The 16,651-nt window shown below is 62.4% G+C and carries 13 protein-coding genes; 4 read left to right on the top strand and 9 right to left on the bottom strand.

The window, feature by feature from the left end; all coding sequences use genetic code 11:
- Positions 1-294: 294 nt before the first annotated feature.
- From NED97_RS21110 to NED97_RS21080, 7 genes are all read right to left on the bottom strand, one after another.
- Positions 295-678 (bottom strand): GNAT family N-acetyltransferase, encoded by a 384-nt coding sequence (locus tag NED97_RS21110; protein WP_252490765.1) that lies wholly within the window; start codon positions 676-678, stop codon positions 295-297.
- Positions 679-970: 292 nt separating this feature from the next.
- The gene (locus tag NED97_RS21105; RefSeq protein ID WP_252490764.1) at positions 971-2,857 is read right to left on the bottom strand and encodes a transposase; all 1,887 of its coding nucleotides are present in this window, start codon (positions 2,855-2,857) and stop codon (positions 971-973) included.
- A gap of 779 nt (positions 2,858-3,636) precedes the next feature.
- Entirely contained in the window at positions 3,637-3,873 is a 237-nt protein-coding gene (locus tag NED97_RS21100; protein WP_252490763.1) for a DUF2061 domain-containing protein, read from the bottom strand.
- Between the two features lie 314 nt (positions 3,874-4,187).
- Complete coding sequence (locus NED97_RS21095; protein WP_252490762.1) at positions 4,188-5,393, bottom strand: CaiB/BaiF CoA transferase family protein; 1,206 nt, start codon at positions 5,391-5,393, stop codon at positions 4,188-4,190.
- A 140-nt stretch (positions 5,394-5,533) separates the two neighbouring features.
- Entirely contained in the window at positions 5,534-6,745 is a 1,212-nt protein-coding gene (locus tag NED97_RS21090; RefSeq protein WP_252490761.1) for a molybdopterin molybdotransferase MoeA, read from the bottom strand.
- A 40-nt stretch (positions 6,746-6,785) separates the two neighbouring features.
- The gene (locus NED97_RS21085; protein WP_252490760.1) at positions 6,786-7,232 is read right to left on the bottom strand and encodes a hypothetical protein; all 447 of its coding nucleotides are present in this window, start codon (positions 7,230-7,232) and stop codon (positions 6,786-6,788) included.
- Positions 7,233-7,322: 90 nt separating this feature from the next.
- Complete coding sequence (locus NED97_RS21080; RefSeq protein ID WP_252490759.1) at positions 7,323-8,897, bottom strand: uracil-xanthine permease family protein; 1,575 nt, start codon at positions 8,895-8,897, stop codon at positions 7,323-7,325.
- A 208-nt stretch (positions 8,898-9,105) separates the two neighbouring features.
- Between NED97_RS21080 and NED97_RS21075 the strand changes: the two genes are divergently transcribed.
- Both NED97_RS21075 and NED97_RS21070 read left to right on the top strand, forming a co-directional pair.
- Positions 9,106-10,995, top strand: a complete 1,890-nt coding sequence (locus NED97_RS21075) for a CocE/NonD family hydrolase (RefSeq protein ID WP_252490758.1) — start codon at positions 9,106-9,108, stop codon at positions 10,993-10,995.
- A 124-nt stretch (positions 10,996-11,119) separates the two neighbouring features.
- Positions 11,120-11,551: a universal stress protein gene (locus NED97_RS21070; RefSeq protein WP_382207835.1), complete on the top strand. Its 432-nt coding sequence runs from the start codon at positions 11,120-11,122 to the stop codon at positions 11,549-11,551.
- Positions 11,552-11,588: 37 nt separating this feature from the next.
- Here NED97_RS21070 and NED97_RS21065 read toward each other — a convergent pair whose 3' ends face one another.
- Entirely contained in the window at positions 11,589-12,347 is a 759-nt protein-coding gene (locus tag NED97_RS21065) for a cyclase family protein (RefSeq protein WP_252490757.1), read from the bottom strand.
- A gap of 335 nt (positions 12,348-12,682) precedes the next feature.
- Between NED97_RS21065 and NED97_RS21060 the strand changes: the two genes are divergently transcribed.
- On the top strand, positions 12,683-13,579 hold the full coding sequence (locus tag NED97_RS21060) for an FAD binding domain-containing protein (protein WP_252490950.1): 897 nt from the start codon (positions 12,683-12,685) through the stop codon (positions 13,577-13,579).
- Positions 13,573-14,109: a CoxG family protein gene (locus NED97_RS21055; protein WP_382207833.1), complete on the top strand. Its 537-nt coding sequence runs from the start codon at positions 13,573-13,575 to the stop codon at positions 14,107-14,109. Before NED97_RS21060 ends, NED97_RS21055 begins: the two co-directional genes overlap by 7 nt.
- 54 nt (positions 14,110-14,163) lie before the next feature.
- On the opposite strand, the gene NED97_RS21050 is transcribed toward NED97_RS21055, so the two are convergent.
- Positions 14,164-16,650, bottom strand: a complete 2,487-nt coding sequence (locus tag NED97_RS21050) for a xanthine dehydrogenase family protein molybdopterin-binding subunit (protein ID WP_252490755.1) — start codon at positions 16,648-16,650, stop codon at positions 14,164-14,166.
- Position 16,651: the final 1 nt, after the last annotated feature.

Below are 16,651 nucleotides of genomic sequence, written 5' to 3'. Positions count from 1 at the left end.
ACTATTGGTCAAATCTCTTTGTGTTAGTAGAACACATTTACCGTGCCGTATATAAGTGGGTGCATGGTATCCCAACGGATTTGTAATCCGCTTCTAACAGTGGCGGGGGCGATCACCATCTCGGTCGGTGCGTATCTCCCGTGGCTACAGACAAATCCGAATTTACCATTGGACGCCAAAAACGCGAATTACCGGACTCACAAAACCCAACCGCAGGTGCGGTTGGTGCGTCTGTCCGGGTCGGGGCGCGTAAGCCGCCCAACCTCATCCCGTTTCCTCGCGGAACAGGGAGTGCTATCGCACGGCTGAGGGAACCAACAAAAGCCTCGGGCCACCGCGCCCGAGGTTGTTTACATAGGTACGTGTCCCAACACCTTCCCGAGCGACAGATGGGTGGACATAGACACCCGTAACTTCGGCATCTACGTCCGCTTCGTATGCATCAGGAGACGCAAATTTCAGAGACCCGAACGCCACGACTTTGCCATCGACCTCGGCTACAACGAACGCCGACTCCTCAGACTCGATAGCCGAGGTATAGTCTGCGGATTCACATCCTTGTGCCCACGCATTAACTTGTTCTTCGCTATATGCCTCAGTTTCAAGCCGCGTGGTGGAATTAGAATGAGCCGCTCGGACGGCTTCAGTATCAGATGGCTTCGCATCACAGGTTTCCATGATAGATAGTTACTGTGGTGTGTGATTATCACGTTCGGTCTGGCAGATAATCCGGTTAAGCCAATCCAAGCGATTATTTCTGACGCGCCTGACTTCAGGATAGAATAGAAGGCAGGCATGTAGACAAATAATTGGTTGAGCCATAGTTTCTCCCGCTACAATCTCCTTGTACGAAAAAGTCGGTGGAGTAGGATGAGGTGGCCAGTACAGAAACAGATAGGAATCAGCCGAAAATAGAGGGTACAGAACAGTGCTGCCGCTCAGCGGTCAGCGAACACGGGGACGCTCGGCGTTAGCCGGGCGGGTCGAGACCGTAGTACTTCTTCGCCACCGTGAGGAACTGATTGGCGTCCACGCGCGGCGCGTACGTCGCGTTTTCGCCGTCGATGGCCAGTTTCACCAGCAAGTCTACGAGCCGCCAGACGTTGTACAGTACGCACGCGAACACGAAGTTGAAGAACCGATACGTGTGGCGTTTACTCGTCGTTCGGACGCGGAACGTCTTGATTTGCTTGTAGCCGTTCTCGATGCCCCAGCGGTGGCGATACCGGCGAACCATCCGCTCAACCATGTGAACGCGCTCTATCTCGCTTTCGTCGTCATTCAGCGTCACGCTGGGGTGGTTCGTCTCGAACAACGCATACGCCTGCGCATCCTCGCCGCTTCCGACAGACGGCTCGTTTGCCTCCTGCTCACGGAGGTCGTCAATGACCGGACCGAAACTGCGCCGGTTGTTGTCATCGTTTAGGTCGATACCGAGTTCAGCGAGGTCTTCACGCATCTCCTCGCGGACATCCGAACTCCCCTTTACGGGTTCGCTGCTCTCTTCCATATCCTCCGCATCAGGGTCGTCCGTGCTGGAGGGGAGGAACATCCGCTTGCGAGTCGGACCATCTGCGACTGTTTCCTCTTCGATGTGAACCGTTTTTCCGGCACGGCGAAGTCGCGTGCATGTCGCTTTTTCAGATTGGCGTTTGCGTGCGCCGTTCAGGTAGTAGACGCCGTGCTTATCACACGCGTCCTTCACGCCATCATTATCGAACTCTCTGTCCATCATCACGAGTTCGATGTCGTCTACGAGGTTGAGCGCGTTCTCCAGCAGGGTATCCACGATGTCGGCTCGCTTCATTCCACGCTTGACGGGTATTGCGTCCAGCACGAGTGGGATGTCGTAGCCCACAATCTGGATGGTCGCCCACTGGTAGTACACTTCACCGTCTTTGTAGCCGAGAATCCAGTCTTCCGTGATGTTGTCGTCCTCGTCGCGCTCGATGTTTCCCGTCCACGGGTTCCCCTTGGTAATGTCGATGGCAGCCCAGAGTTTGCCGACGAGTTCGGAGTTGTGGCGAGCGCGGGCGATGAGCATCCGGGTTGTCGCGTGGAGCATCGAGCGTGTCTCCTCGACGGTGAGCTTCCCTATCTGGTAGCGGTGATTGGATGCGCTCGGCGTCTGGTTGCGCTGGGAGTCGATGTAGAATGAGTGCTGGCCGCTTTGAGCGTACATATTCTCGCGCATTCCCATATACGCGTGCTGTTCCCAGAACGCGTTCTCGTGAATCACGCTATTGTCGGCTCGCTTCAGGTAGAACGTATCCGTGACGAACGGCTTGGCCTGTTGCCAGACCTCTTTGGTCTTCTCAGCGACGAGTCGCTGTTCGCTCCGTTTCGAGGAGATGTCGCGTTCTTCGGGTCGGAACACTGGGTCCGGTGCGGGAATGCCTTGTTCGCGGGCGAAGGTGAGGGCTTCCTCGGTAGCTGTTCGGACAAACTCTCGTTGTACGTCGGTGAACTCTTTGTTCCACATCTCCCAGAGCCGGGACTGGCTCGGTGCTCCGCTCAGGTCGCGGTTGTGAGCGACGGGGAATCCAAAGTCGCGGCAGATATTGGGGAATGAGTGAAGGAAGTGGTGGAGGAACCCTTCACGGCAGTCCCACGCAAGCCGAAGCATGTGCGCTTTCACCCACGCGTAAAATGACGTGGTGTTCCGATGCCATGCCGCCCGGGTATCGCCATAGGTTTCATCTCGGAAGAAGGCACTTCGCAAGACTTCTACGAAGTCTGGCTTCCCGGCGTAGTGGGTGAGGAAGTGAATACTTCCGGTGTAGGTCTTGTCGTTGACAGTGAACGTGAAGTACCTGTCGTGGTCAAACGGGGAGTCAGTAGGTTGAGCAACCGACACTACGTTGATAGCACGAGAAACGTCTTATATAATAGTATGTATCTTGATGAAACCCTGAACGGAGAACATCCGATAAGTACAGCGTGCGCACTGACCACTGGAACTTTTGTCGTTGTAATAGATGTTCTTGATGCCGTGCAAGATACACGGCACAAATGTTGTACGACGTAAATTACAACCGACATAGACGAGGATTGACTAGTATAGGATTTTCACCATAAGACACTTACATAAATAGTGTGTAGAATACATTATGTATGGTGATTCAAATGCGACTGGTGCTTTCGGAGATGTTCACTTAGTCCTTATAGCAGTTATAGTGCTGGCACTCATCGGGACCTATGGATTATACCTCTCCGGACTACCAGTTACATGGCTGGGAGCCGCATTTCTCCTCATTTTCATCGGGTTGTCGGTAGTCGCGTGGCCTCTATTTAAGAAGGCTCAACCACAACACGACCGTAATTAGAAATAATAATTGACTGAGGTATTGATTGTTCTAACGTTAATTGTTTCACCTATATTGAACGGCTAGTCCGCAAGAAGCGGTCGTGAAATAAAGTCCGTTGAATGAGAAATTCAACCGATTATTTCTGACGTGCCTGCCTTCAGGATAGAACAATACATATCGCGAATAGTAGTTTATCGTTCCGCGAAGTAAGCAGAAAACGGCGTTTCGGACACCGCGTTTCTCGTGAATAATACGCCACAGAACGAGAACAGGGGTTTAAACGAATTCCACCGAAACGGTACTACCGTGATGACGGGTTACGTTTGGCTCACGAGGACGACACTCCCCAGGTAATGTGATCCCAGACCCGTTCGTAGAAGTAGTACGTCCCAGTCTTCAGTGCGTTCGTCAGTAATCCGATGTTCAGTGCGTCTCCAACGTCACCGACGATCAACCACGCGACAGCAACGGTGATCAACAGCATGAACAGGCGGTAACAGAGCGTCTTGATGACGGCGCGCTTTCGCGCCTGTAGTGCAGAGCGCGAGGCGACATCTCGAATCATGAGTGGTTCTCACGGGGATCCCACATAAGTAACCGGGATGGGGCACATTCTCCGCCGGAGGTAACTGATTTCGGTTTCTTCGGAGACGTTCCGTACCCACGAGTACGAACTATTCCCCCGGTCGAAGCCGACGACTGATCGTCGAGGTACCGCAACGAAGCTCTCGTTCGACTCTAGTATCAGCTAAAACGATTTACACACCGATCGCACTGTCCGCGGTTCTCGCTTGCTTCGCTCGCTCCGACCCGCGCTCCCGTCGTGCGATCGGGTGTGCATCGATTTTCAGTGACTACTATAGCTCGAGCGCTATCGTCTCACTCTCCACCGAAGGCACCCCGTTCTTCGAGGTCGTCCAGTTCGGTTTCCTCGTAGCCGAGCTCGCGGAAGACGCTCCGGTTGTGTTCGCCCAGCCGTGGCGGTGGCGACTCGAACCCGCTGCGTGATCGGCCGTATTTCAGGGGATGTTCGACGACTGGTATCTCTCCTCGCTCGGGATGCTCGAGCGTCGTCGTACTGTTGCGAGCGTCGGTCTGTTCGTTGTAGAGTGCGTCTTCGACGTCGAAAACCGGACCGGCTGGAACGCCGGCCTCCTCGACGAGCAGCGTAACCCACTCGTCGGTCGTCAGTTCGCGAAAGGTCGCCTCGAGTTCGTCCTCGAGGTCGGCCATGTGTTCGACGCGATCCGCGTTGGTCGCGAAGCGATCGTCGTCGACGAGTTCCGGACGGTCGATCGCCCGGCAGAGACGCTTCCAGAGCCGCTGGTTGAGACAGGCGACGTTAATGTGTCCGTCGGCGGTTTCGAACGTCTGGTACGGCGCGAGAACGGGATCTTTCGTCCCCATCCGCGAGGGGGACTCGTCGGCGAAGACCTTCCCGGCCTGTTTGGTGAGCCACGGGAGTACCGCGTCGAGCATCCCGAGATCGATGTACTCTCCCTCGCCGACTCGTTCCCGCCGGTAGAGCGCGTTCGAGATACCGAACGCAGCCCACATCGCCGTAATGAGGTCCGTCATCGGGAGCCCGACTTTCACCGGTTCTCCACCCTCCTCCCCCGTGACGCTCATGATACCACTCATTCCCTGGATCATCAGGTCGTACCCCGGCCGTTCCCGCCAGGGACCGGTCTGCCCGAACGCCGAGATCGCACAGTAGACGATATCGTCGTTGTACGAGCGGATCGTCTCCTCGTCGACGTCGAGGCGTTCCGCCGTCCCCGGCCGGTAGTTCTGCAGGAAGACGTCGGCCTCGCCGACGAGCTCGTAGAGCGCGTCCCGTCCGGCGTCGGTCTTGAGATCGAGTTCGACGCTTTTCTTTCCGTAGTTTACCGTCCAGAAATACGGCGATTCGCCGTCGATAAACGGCGGACCGGAGTGACGGTTGTCGTCACCTGCATCCGGACGTTCGACCTTGATTACCTCTGCCCCCTGATTGGCCAGCATCAACGAGCAGAAGCCGCCGGTAACGAACGTCGTCAGATCGACGACTCTCACGCCCTCGAGAATGCGATCGCCGGGAGTCATGGGTAACCATGACAATGTCGAGTATCCACCAAAAACGTTCCTATCGTTCGCGGACGGTGGTACACCCGCGTCCGTCGTCGCTCGGTCCGCCTCTCGCCACTCGCTTCCCGTCACTCGAACGTGAGCGCCCCGTCTTCTCGTCACTCGAGTGCCGTCGTCGGAACGACTGCCACCCGTTCGCCGGCGGTCAGGTCGTCCGTCGTCGTGACGAACCCGTCTGCGGTGGCTGCTCGCGTACTCGAGGAGAGAACGCTCGGGTCGAAGGTCGTCTCGTACACCGCGAGCGGGGAGTCGGCGTGGCCGAGCGGGACCGCGTCGTCGCCGTCCAGCACGACGGGGACGACATACTCGAATCCCGCCGGGCCGAGTCCGACGTCGTGGGTCAGTGTCCGCTCGAGGGACGGCGTCGCCGCCTCGCCCGTGAAGAGCGCTCGAGCGACGAACGCGGCGCTGACGTAGGCCCCGATCGGTTTCCCGGGGATGGCGACGGCGAGGGCGTCGTGGTCGGACGATCGTGCGAGGGCGATCGGTTTTCCGGGCCGGATGCGGACCCGGTGAAAGGCGACCTCGCCGAGGGACGCCAGCGCGTCGAGGACGTAGTCTTTCTTCCCGACGCTGGTGCCGCCGGTGGTGACGACCACGTCGTGGCGCTCGGCGAGTTCGTCGACCCGCCGCTCGACCTGCCCGCCCTCGTCGGGGACTGACCCCTCGTAGCTGGGGTCGTGTCCCCACGACCGGAGCAGATTACAGAGCATCGGCGAGTCGAGGTCGGTGTGGAGTCCCTCGTGTATCTCCGTTCCGGTCGCGAGGACGCCGACCGAGAACGGCTCGTAGCACTCGACCTCTTCGCGCCCGAGGTCCCGAAGCAGGATCGCGTCGAGCGCCGAGAGTCGATCGCCGACCGCGTACAACCGGTCGCCCGCGGTGACGTTCGATCCGCGCTCGTAGACGTAGGTGCCGACTTCGAGGTCCGGATGCTCCAGTCGCGATCCCTCGACGACCGCGTCCTCCCGTTTGACGACGGTATCGACTCGCTCCGGCAGCGGCGCTCCCGTGGCGATCCGGACGGCGGTACCCGGCTCGAGGGCCGGCGGGGTTGCTTCGGGAAAGATCTCGTCGTCGACGATCTCGAACGGGCCGTCGTCGGCCGCGGCGAACGCGTAGCCGTCCATCGTGGCGTGGTCGCCGGCAGGCTGGTCGGTCTCGGCGACGATATCTTCGGCGACGACCCGCCCGTCGATCCGATCGACGGCGACCGTCGTCGTCCGGTGGCGCTCGAGAAACGAGCGGCGGTGAGCGAGCGTCCGATCGACGGCGTCCGTACGCGAGAGCAGGTCGTCGTGGTCGGCCATGATCGCGTTTCGACGTGGATCGAAAAAGCGCTTGTGACACTCACCCGTCCGCGTCGGCCGGACCCTGTTCGTCCCGGACCGCGTCGATGGCCGGCTCGAGTTCGGTGTAGAGGCCGTCGACGTCTTCGGGGAAGACTTCGACGGGTTTGGCCTGGCTGTGGGTGTGGATCCGAACGCGGTCGCGGTGACGGTAGGTGCGATAGAGACTCCAGAGCCCGGCCGCGGCGAAACCGGTCCCGACGAAGGCGTTCGCCGGGATCGAGTAGACGCCGAACCCGGCGAGCGAGAGGCTCATGATGGCGAGAAACCAGTTGAACGATTCGTGGCTGACCTCGCTGACGTTCGCGTACGGTACGCTCGTGGTCCCGTCGGCTCTGCGGACGAGGACGCGGCGGCCGGTGACAGCGATTTCGCCGCCGGGACGGAGCTTACCACGGTAGCGGAGTCGTTCGCCGCGATCGATGTCGAGGCCGTCTCGGCTCGGCATTACCGTCAGTGAGCGAGCGCTCGTAATCAAGCTTTCCCCCACGTCGGTGAAAATACGAGTCGAATCGGAGACGCGCCGATCCGCCCGCCGTTAGTCGGCTCGGTCGACCGGTCTCGGTTCGTCTCCCGAGCGCATCTCCTCGAAGAAGGTGACGAACTCCTCGTCGTCCTCGGCGAGTTGCTCCCACTGCGTGAGCCCGCGCTCGTCTTTCGTACCGCGGATCGTGTTGTCGAGCACGAAGGCGACGATCCCGCCGACGGCCATCGTGGTCGAACCGATGACGAATATCGTGTCGGCGACGAGTTGTTGCCCGAGGACCGGGCCGACTACCGCGGCACCCGAGGCGATCTCCCGGAACTCCTCGGCGCCGCCGACGTTCGCCATGTACTCCGGCACCGCCAGACCGAGGAAGAGCGCGATACCGATGATGAAGACGTTCCGCGATGCGTCGAGATCGACGTACTTGAGGTTCGACAGTCCGACTGCGGCGATCTGTCCGAACATCGCGATGTACAGCGCGCCGACGATCGGCGACGGAATCGTCGTGATCAACGCGCCGAAGTAACCGACGAACCCGACGATCAACATCACGATCGCGCCGATCTGGACGACGTACCGGGATGCGACGCCGGTGATCCCGATCGCACCGATGTTCTCGCCGTAGGAGGTTGACCCGTTTCCAGTTCCCATGATGCCGGCGATGACGTTGCCGACTCCTTCCATCCCGATGCCGTGGTTGATGCGCTTCTCGCTGGGCGCACCGACGCCGGCGATCCGGGCGACCGCGTAGTAGTCACCCATACTCTCGATCATCGACGCGACGACGCCGGCGAAAATCCCCACGGTGAAAGCGAGGGTGAGCCGCGGCATACCCCATTGCAACGGCGTGATTACCTGAATCGCAGACGCCTCGGCGACGGCCCCCGTGTCGACGTATCCGACCGTTTCCGGACCGTAGGCGCCGGTCACGGAGAGCACTGCGGCGAGGACCCAGGCGGCGACGATGCCAAGCAGCACCGGGAATAGCTTCGCGTAACGGCTGTACTGGTCGAGATACTGGGAGAACAGCACGATCAGGAACAGGGTCAGTCCCAGCAGCCACCAGTTCTGGTCCGGCCTCGTCACGTCTTCGACGCCGATCAACGAGAGACCGATCAGGACGATCACCGGCGCGATCACGACCGGCGAGAGGTAGTACTTGAGTTTTCCCAGGGCCCCGATGTAGCCGAGCAGGACCTGAACCACTGCGGCCGCGATGATCGCTCCCTGTAACTCGAGTAGCGTTACTTGCCAGCCGACCCCCTGTGCGCCGAGCGCGCCGATGACGGCGAGGGCGGGCGCGAGGAGCGCGAACGTTCCGCCCTGAACGATCGGGTAGCGGTTTCCGACCGTCGTCTGTAATAGCGTCGCGATACCCGAGACGACGAAGAACGTCCCGACGAGGCGGGCCGTTTCCGCCGCGGGCATCTCCATCGCCCCGGCGAGGATCAACGGGATCGCGACCGTCGCCCCGATCATCGTCAGGTAGTGCTGTACGCCGAGGAAGATCGACTCACCGAGCGGTGGCTTGTCTTCGATGCCGTACTCGACGAACGACGCTTCCTCTCGCGAGACTGAACCCCCATCCGTTCGTCCCTGATCCGTGTTGTCGTTTTCACCCGTCATAGTGATCGATCCCGGTTGCACACCGAGCATGCTGTACGAGAACCTGTCTCGGACTCGCACAGATATGCGACAACAAACCGAGGGTAACATTATAAAAGTACCGCTGCTGCCGGTCGTAACCGGAGACGGGCCGCCGGAACGGACGAGCGACGACCCGCTCCCGAAGCGGGAGTTAACTTATTACATGATGCCTGTCTCTGTTTGGATGATGGTTTCAGATCCGGAGTACGCGGTCCACGCCGAGTTGAACGTGATGGTCGAGACCCGCGACGGGACCCGGCTCGCGACCGACGTCTACCGTCCGGCCGACCCCGACACCGGGGAGCCGATCGAGGAGCCCGAACCCGCGCTGCTCGACCGGACGCCCTACGGCAAGCGCGGCCGCATGGAACGACACGGCGAGTGGTACGCCGAACGCGGCTACGTCGTCGCGATCCAGGACTGTCGCGGTCGCTTCGACAGCGAGGGCGACTACTACATCTTCGTCGACGAACCGGAGGACGGCTACGACACCGTCGAGTGGCTCGCCGACCGGGACTACTGTGACGGCCAGGTCGGAACGATCGGCACCTCCTACGGCGCGTGGGTCCAGAACGCGCTCGCGACACAGGATCCTCCCTCCCTCGAGGCGATGTTCGTCAACCAGGGCGCGGCCGACGGTCGAAAGGCGACGTTCCGACACAACGGCGCCTTCGAACTGCGCTGGCTCTGCTGGGCGCTCACGCTCGGCGGGGGCTTCGCACAGCGCGCTCTCGAGGACCCCGACGTCCAGCAACGCCTGGCGAACGTCGACGTCCGGGACGTCCTCGAGAACGGCCCCGTCCAGCCGGGCCAGTCGCCGCTGCGGCACATTCCCGACTACGAGGAGTGGGCGTTTGACATCATGACCCAGGGGAGCGCGAGCGACGAACTCTGGCAGGAACCCGGGCTCAACTTCGAGGCCTACTACGACCGGTCGGCGGACGTCCCGACGGTCTACGCCGGCGCGTGGTACGACTCCTACACGAAGGCAACCTGCGATAACTTCGAGGCGCTCGCGGAGCGGAAGGACAGCGACCACTACCTCCTGATGGGGCCGTGGACCCACGGCTGGAACTCCTATCCGCTCCCGTCCTGGAACAAGTCCTACTCGGGCGAACTCGAGTTCGGCCAGGCCTGCCTGCGGGACTATCAGGAGACGCGCCTGCGCTTTTTCGACCACTACCTCAAGGGGAAGGACACGTGGGCGGACCAGCCGACGGTCCAGTACTTTCAGATGGGGACCGGCGACGGCTCACAGACCCGTAACGGACGGCTCTTCCACGGCGGCGAGTGGCGTGACGCCGACGAGTGGCCGCTCCCTGACACCGAGTTCCGGACGTACTACGCCCACGAGGGCGGCCGGCTCTCGACGGACGAGCCGACCGCCGAGGACGCCGCGACGAGCTACGAGTTCGACCCGCGCGATCCCGTCCCGACCGTCGGCGGCAACTGTTCGTCGTACATCACCTACGAACAGCGCGAAGAGAACCTCATCGAGTACCCCCTCTCCGAGCGCAAACTGCAGGACATTACCGGCCGCGGCGGCTTCGATCAGCGCACCCGGCCCGACACGCTCGGCGCGGAGCCGCCGTACGGCCCGCTCGAGGAGCGCAACGACGTGCTCGTCTATCGGACGCCGCCGCTCGACCGGGACCTCGAGATCGCGGGCCCGGTCCGGGTGCGCGTCTACGGCTCGACCGACGGGCCGGACACCGACTTCACGGCGAAGCTGATCGACGAACACCCGCCCAGCGAGGAGTTCCCCGACGGCTTCGCGGTGAATCTCTGTGATTCGATCTGTCGCGGCCGGTACCGCGGCTACCGCGACGAGCCGGACCTTCTCGAGCCCGGCGCAGTCTACGAGTTCGAGATGGAGCCGTATCCGACGGCGAACGTCTTCAAGGAGGGCCACCGCCTCCGACTCGACATCTCCTCGTCGAACTACCCGCGGTACGACGTGAATCACAACACCGGGGGTCCGCTCTACGGCGACCGCGAGTACCGAGTGGCGACGAACACGGTCCACCACGACGCCGAGTACTCGACGCATATCGAACTGCCGGTCCAGCCGCACTGACGACCCGAGACCTCCGCGTTCGATCGTTCTCCTCGCGACCATCTCTACCGTAATTCTCGGGCCGGATGAGCGTTCACGGCTCACTAGATGTCGAGCAAGTGCTATTCCCCTCCCGATCGTACACGTGAGTCTGCCGGAACGGATTCTGGTCCCAGTCGACGGTTCGGAGCGATCGACGGACGCACTCGAGTACGCGGCCGAGACGTTCCCCGACGCGGAGATCACGGCGTTTCACGTCGTCGAGGCGGGACGCGGCGACATCGGGACGTTCTCCGGAATGACCGGAGACCTGCCCGACGACGCGCCGGAGCTGGAGCGATCCGATGAGATCCTCGAGTCGGCCCGCGAGCGCGGACGCAATCACGACGTCGATATCGAGACCGAGCGTGGTCGCGTCCGACCCGATCGACTGATCGTCGCGCGCGCCGAGGAAGACGAGTTCGACATGGTCGCTATCGGGAGCCACGGTCGGGAAGGCGTTGCGCGAGTGCTACTCGGAAGTGTCGCAGAGAAGGTCACACGGCGGTCGCCGATTCCGGTTCTCGTGGTCCGGTGACCGCTCGCTGGATTGCGTTCGATCGTCGGTCGAGTCGTTACTTGAACGCGACGCAGCGACTGACGCTGGATTCACCGCCGCGGAACCGCCACGGGAAGGTGCCGATCTGGACGCGTTCGTTCAGCAGTTCTTCGGGGACCCGTGCGTTTTCGACGTGGATGATCCCTTCGGGGAACAGTTCGGTGTGCATGAGCTGGTACCCCTCCGGCGGGAAGATCTCGTCGAGATCGTCGACGTCGAGTTCGTCGACCGCTTCGTCGGCGAGTTCGGGACGGACGTCTCGAATCACGGTGTTCATCGGGTGATCGGCGCTGCCGCAGTCCAGCAGCAGGTAGTTCAGATTCATCTCCTTGCACCACTCGGCGAACTCCGCGTTCGGGCCGGGGTGCTTGCAGAAGTAGCGGTGAGGATCTGCGTCCTCTTTGTACCAGGCGTAGTCCTGGTAGCCGGTGTGGATAAAGAGGATGTCGCCTTCGCGGACGTCACAGACGTCCTCGATCATCTCGCTCGTGTAGACGTCGTAGTCGCCGACTTCGTCGGAGATGTCCGCGACGACGGCGTCGCCGACGAGTTCGTCGAGTCCCACCTGTTCGATATCTCGGCCGCTGGCGACGAAGTGTTTCTCGCCGTCCAGGTGGGTCCCGGTGTGGTTCATGAATTCGATCTTCTGACCGTTGACTTTCTCCGTGTCCAGGCTCTTCTCGTACCAGACTTTCGGATTATCGTAGGTCGGCCAGGCCGGCGTATCCTGCGACCAGGGCTGTGTCAGGTCGTACATCTCGTAGCCGTCGAGCATGACCGGTACATCCCCGGGGCCGTACTTAAAATTACGTGAATAGGATACGACACTCGCGGTTGAAGGTCACCAGATGTGACCTCCGGCCGGTAGCAGGTTCGAACTCCCGGCCGGTTCGCAGTATCTCGCGCCTGATCGTTACCTCCGCAAGTGAATAGATACACATCCCCATGCCAACACCCAACAACACTTATTAGTGGGGTTCGAGAAATGGTATGATATCCGTGTGACCGACCCATGACCACTCGTATCACTACTCAGCGTCGCATCGACAGCAACCGATGGCCGTCAGCGGGGTGGCGGCCGGCCCGCTCGAGCGATCGACTCCCGAAACCATGAAGCCGGCGCCGTTTACCCATCACCGGCCCGAGACGGTCCCGGAGGTTCTCGAACTGCTCGAGGAACTCGAGGACGCCGAACTCCTCGCGGGGAACCAGTCGCTGGGCATCGTGATGGCGAACCGGCTCGCGACGCCCGATCACCTCGTCGACCTCAACGGCGTCGACGACCTCGCCGGCGTCGAAGTAACCGACGACGAGGTCCGGATCGGCGCGATGACGACCCACCGAACGCTCGAGCGATCTGATCGGCTCGCCGAGCGGTTGCCGATGCTTCCCGAGGCCGCCGAACAGATCGCCGGCCCCTCGGTGCGCAATCAGGGGACGATCGGCGGCAGCATCGGCGAGGCCGATCCGGCGGGAAACTACCCGACGGCACTGCTCGCGCTCGGCGGCTCGTTGACGCTGCGCTCCCTCGAGGAGACGCGGACGGTTCCCGTGAGCGACTACTTCATCGCGTACATGTTCACCGACCTGCGCGAGGGGGAGCTCATCGAGAGCGTCTCGGTACCGACGGACCCGTTTCCGCCGGAGCGGACCGGAATGACCTTCCTCGAACTCAAGCCGGCGGCACAGACCTGGCCGACCGTCAGCGCGGCGACGTCCGTTCGCGTCGCCGAGCCGGGTGCCGACGAGCCGGTCGTCGAAGACGTGCGAATCGCGCTCGCGAACGCGGCCGACGTGCCGCTGCGGGTCGAGGACGCGGAGTCGATCGTCGAGGGTGAACCGCTCTCGGCGGATACGCTCGAGGAGGTCGCGGCGACCGTCACCGATGCGGTCGATCCCGAAGGGGAGATGCACGCGGACCGAGAGTACAAGGAGGAAGTGGCCGGCGAGTACGCCAAACGCTCGCTCGAAACGTCGTACGAACGCGCTCGCACCGATCAATGTTAGAATTCACCGGCGAAAACGAGATGGAACAGTCGAGAGAAGAACTGTGGGACTACTTCACGGACACCGACGTCCTCGCGGAGTGTGCGCCCGGCTGCAAGGAGATGACGCTCGAGTCGTCCTACGAGATCGACGCCGTCATGGCCGTCGGCGTCGGCAGCGTCAAACCCGAGTTCGACGTCGACGTCGTCGTCACCCGGGCCGACTACCCCGAGGCGCTCGAAATGAAAGCGGTCGGCCACGCGCCGCGAAACGAGTTCGAGACCACCGCCGAGATGAATCTCGTAGAGAACGAGGACGGCGGAACGACCGTCGAGTGGTCGGCGACGGCCGACGTCTCGGGGACGATTGCGAGCCTCGGCGGCCGCGCGTTGAAGAGCGTAACGAACCGACTGGTCGGGAAGTTCTTCTCCTGTATGCAGGAGAAAGCCGAGGAAGGCGTCGAGGCCGAGTCCGAACTCGAGGCCGCTCCCGCTGACGAAGACGTGGCTCTCGAATCCGACGAAGACGTCGCGCTCGAGTCGGACGACTGACGGACTGCGCTTCTTCGATACCGTAGGAAGGTGGGGGCACAGCCGTGACCGTTGCTACTGCTCGCGATCGCGAATCTTCTTCCGCAGGTGGTCCGGCGCGACGGGGATCCGGTCTGCGGGCTCATCGAGCCCGAGCGGCTCCAGCGCGGCGTTGATCGAGGTGGCGATGCTGGCGGGTGCGTCGATCATGCCGCCCTCACCGACGCCTTTCGCGCCGGTTTCGGTGAACGGAGACGGCGTCTCCGTGTGCTCCATCTCGATCTTCGGCACGTTCTCGATCGAGGGGAGCAGGTAGTCGAACAGCGTGATCGCCTGGGGCTGGCCGTTCGCCTCGTAGCCGAACTCCTCGAGCAGGGCAGCGCCGACTCCCTGGGCGATCCCGCCGTGGGCCTGCCCTTCGACGATCATCGGGTTGAGCATCGTCCCGCAGTCCCGAACGGTGTGGAACGTGAGGATCTCGACCTCGCCGGTCTCGACGTCCACCTCGACGATCGGCGCGTTCGAACCGAAGGCGGCGGTCGGGTACACCGGCAGCTTCCCGGTGAGGGCCTCGTCGAACTCCTCGAGTTCGGTCGCCGGGTGGTCGTAGTCGTAGCTCGCGCGGGTGCGGCGCTCGTCGCCGTCCGCGTCGATGGCGGCGAGTTCGGCCAGCGAGAGCGAGTCGTCGCCGTCGATCAGCTCGACGCTCCCGTCCTGGTAGGAGACATCGTCGGTCGAGACGCTCCAGTGGTCGGCCGCGAGTTCCTCGAGGTTCCGGACGAGTTCCTCCGCCACGCCGACGGTCGCGCCCGAGAGCATGACGGCCATCCGGGAGGCCGCGCTCCCGTACTCGGTCGGCGCGTCGACGCTGTCGAGGTAGCCGACCTCGATGTCGCTCGGCAGCACCTCGAGTTCGTCCGCGAGCAACTGCGAGACGAGCGTCTGGTGGCCCTGGCCGGAGGAGTCGGTCGCGAGAAAGGCCCGAACCGTTCCGTCCTCGCTGATCTCGGCGCGGAGGTGTTCCGGGAGTTCCTCGACCTCCTCGCGGGAGCGCTCCTCGAGCGCATCGCGGTTGGACCGCTGTCGGTCGGTCCAGTCGGAGCCGCTGACGCCGGGTTCGATGATGACGCTCGGCTGGACGCCGCGGTACTTGCCCTCCTCGCGTTTCGCCGCCACGACCTCCGGATCGAGGAGGCCGCCGTCCCGTTCGTCCTCGACGATCTCCTGGATGCGATCGAGAGTCGCGGGATAGTCTCCCGAGTCGTAGATGTTCTTCGACGGCAGCGTGTACGGCATCTGTTCGGGACGGATCAGGTTCCGCCGGCGGAACTCGGTGGGGTCCGTGCCGATCTCGCGGGCCGCCTCGTCGACGATCATCTCGAGCGCGTAGATGTGAGGGTCGACGCCGAACCCGCGGTAGGCGGTCTGGGAGGTCTTGTTCGTCAACACGAGGTCGTACTCGTAGCTGACGTCCTCGATCTCGTAGGAGTTCGTGAGCACCGACAGCGGCTTCAGCACCTGATTGATCGGATACCGGGGGAAGGCGCCGAAGTCGTCGACGAACCAGACGTCGAGTCCCCGCATCGTACCGTCGTCGTCGACGGCCAGCCGGACCTCGTACTCGCGGTCGGAGGAGTGCATGTCGCCGCCCTGCAGGTTCTCGAGGCGGTCCTCCTCGAATTTGACCGGACGCTCGAGTTGCTGGCTCGCCATCGCGGCCAGACAGCAGTAGCGGTGGATCGCGATCTTCGTCCCGTAGCTGCCGCCGACGTCGGCCGGCACGTTCACCCGCACGTCGTCGGCGTCGTAGCCGAGCGTCTCGTAGATCGTCTCGTCGACGAGCGTGTGCAGCTGGATGTTACAGTCGATGTCGAAGGAGTCGGCCTCGTCGTCGTACTGGGCGACGACGCCCGCCGTCTCGAGGGGGACGCCCGAGATACGACCCCACGAGTACTCGCCCTCGACGACGCGGTCGGCGTCGTCGAAGGCCGCGTCGGGGTCGCCGAACTCGATGTGCTCGTGGTCGACGACGTTCGTCCCGATCGACTCGTGGACGACCACCTCGTCCTCGCGGGCTTTCATCCCGTCGGCGACGGCCTCGAGGGTATCGTAGTCGACGTCGACGAGGTCGGCGACGTCCTCGGCCGCGTAGCGACTCGAGGCGACGACGAGCGCGACGGGTTCGCCGACGAACCGGGCCTTCTCGTCGGCCAGCGACCACTCGGGAAGTTCGACGGCTTCGCCGGTCCCCCCGATCTTGACCCGGCCGACGCCGGTCGGCATCGGATTGTAGTCGGCTTTGAGGTCCTCGGCGGTGAGCACCAGTTCGCAGTCGGGGTGGGCCTCGGCTTCGCTCGTGTCGATGTCGACGATCTCGGCGTGGGCGTGCATGCTGCGCACGAGCGCCATGTGCAGGCAGTTTTCCGGCGTGATGTCGTGGACGTACTCGGCCTCCCCGGTCAGGATGCGGTGATCCTCGACTCGAGGGAGCCCCTGCCCGGTGAACGACTCTGACTCCGACTCGACCTCGGCGTCGGCCTCTGCGGGCTGCGAGCTGGACATG

It is taken from the genome of Natronococcus sp. CG52 (assembly GCF_023913515.1).
In the GTDB taxonomy this organism is placed as follows: domain Archaea; phylum Halobacteriota; class Halobacteria; order Halobacteriales; family Natrialbaceae; genus Natronococcus; species Natronococcus zhouii.
Note: the sequence above shows the minus strand (reverse complement) of the source record. Positions and strands in the feature narration are given on the sequence as shown.

Excerpts from the sequence above, each read along its gene's own strand:
- NED97_RS21110 (WP_252490765.1), bottom strand. The coding sequence starts at position 678 with ATGGAAACCTGTGATGCGAAGCCATCTGATACTGAAGCCGTCCGAGCG.
- NED97_RS21100 (WP_252490763.1), bottom strand. The coding sequence starts at position 3,873 with ATGATTCGAGATGTCGCCTCGCGCTCTGCACTACAGGCGCGAAAGCGC.
- NED97_RS21095 (WP_252490762.1), bottom strand. The coding sequence starts at position 5,393 with ATGACTCCCGGCGATCGCATTCTCGAGGGCGTGAGAGTCGTCGATCTG.
- NED97_RS21090 (WP_252490761.1), bottom strand. The coding sequence starts at position 6,745 with ATGGCCGACCACGACGACCTGCTCTCGCGTACGGACGCCGTCGATCGG.
- NED97_RS21085 (WP_252490760.1), bottom strand. The coding sequence starts at position 7,232 with ATGCCGAGCCGAGACGGCCTCGACATCGATCGCGGCGAACGACTCCGC.
- NED97_RS21080 (WP_252490759.1), bottom strand. The coding sequence starts at position 8,897 with ATGACGGGTGAAAACGACAACACGGATCAGGGACGAACGGATGGGGGT.
- NED97_RS21075 (WP_252490758.1), top strand. The coding sequence starts at position 9,106 with ATGGTTTCAGATCCGGAGTACGCGGTCCACGCCGAGTTGAACGTGATG.
- NED97_RS21065 (WP_252490757.1), bottom strand. The coding sequence starts at position 12,347 with ATGCTCGACGGCTACGAGATGTACGACCTGACACAGCCCTGGTCGCAG.
- NED97_RS21060 (WP_252490950.1), top strand. The coding sequence starts at position 12,683 with ATGAAGCCGGCGCCGTTTACCCATCACCGGCCCGAGACGGTCCCGGAG.
- NED97_RS21055 (WP_382207833.1), top strand. The coding sequence starts at position 13,573 with ATGTTAGAATTCACCGGCGAAAACGAGATGGAACAGTCGAGAGAAGAA.
- NED97_RS21050 (WP_252490755.1), bottom strand. The coding sequence starts at position 16,650 with ATGTCCAGCTCGCAGCCCGCAGAGGCCGACGCCGAGGTCGAGTCGGAG.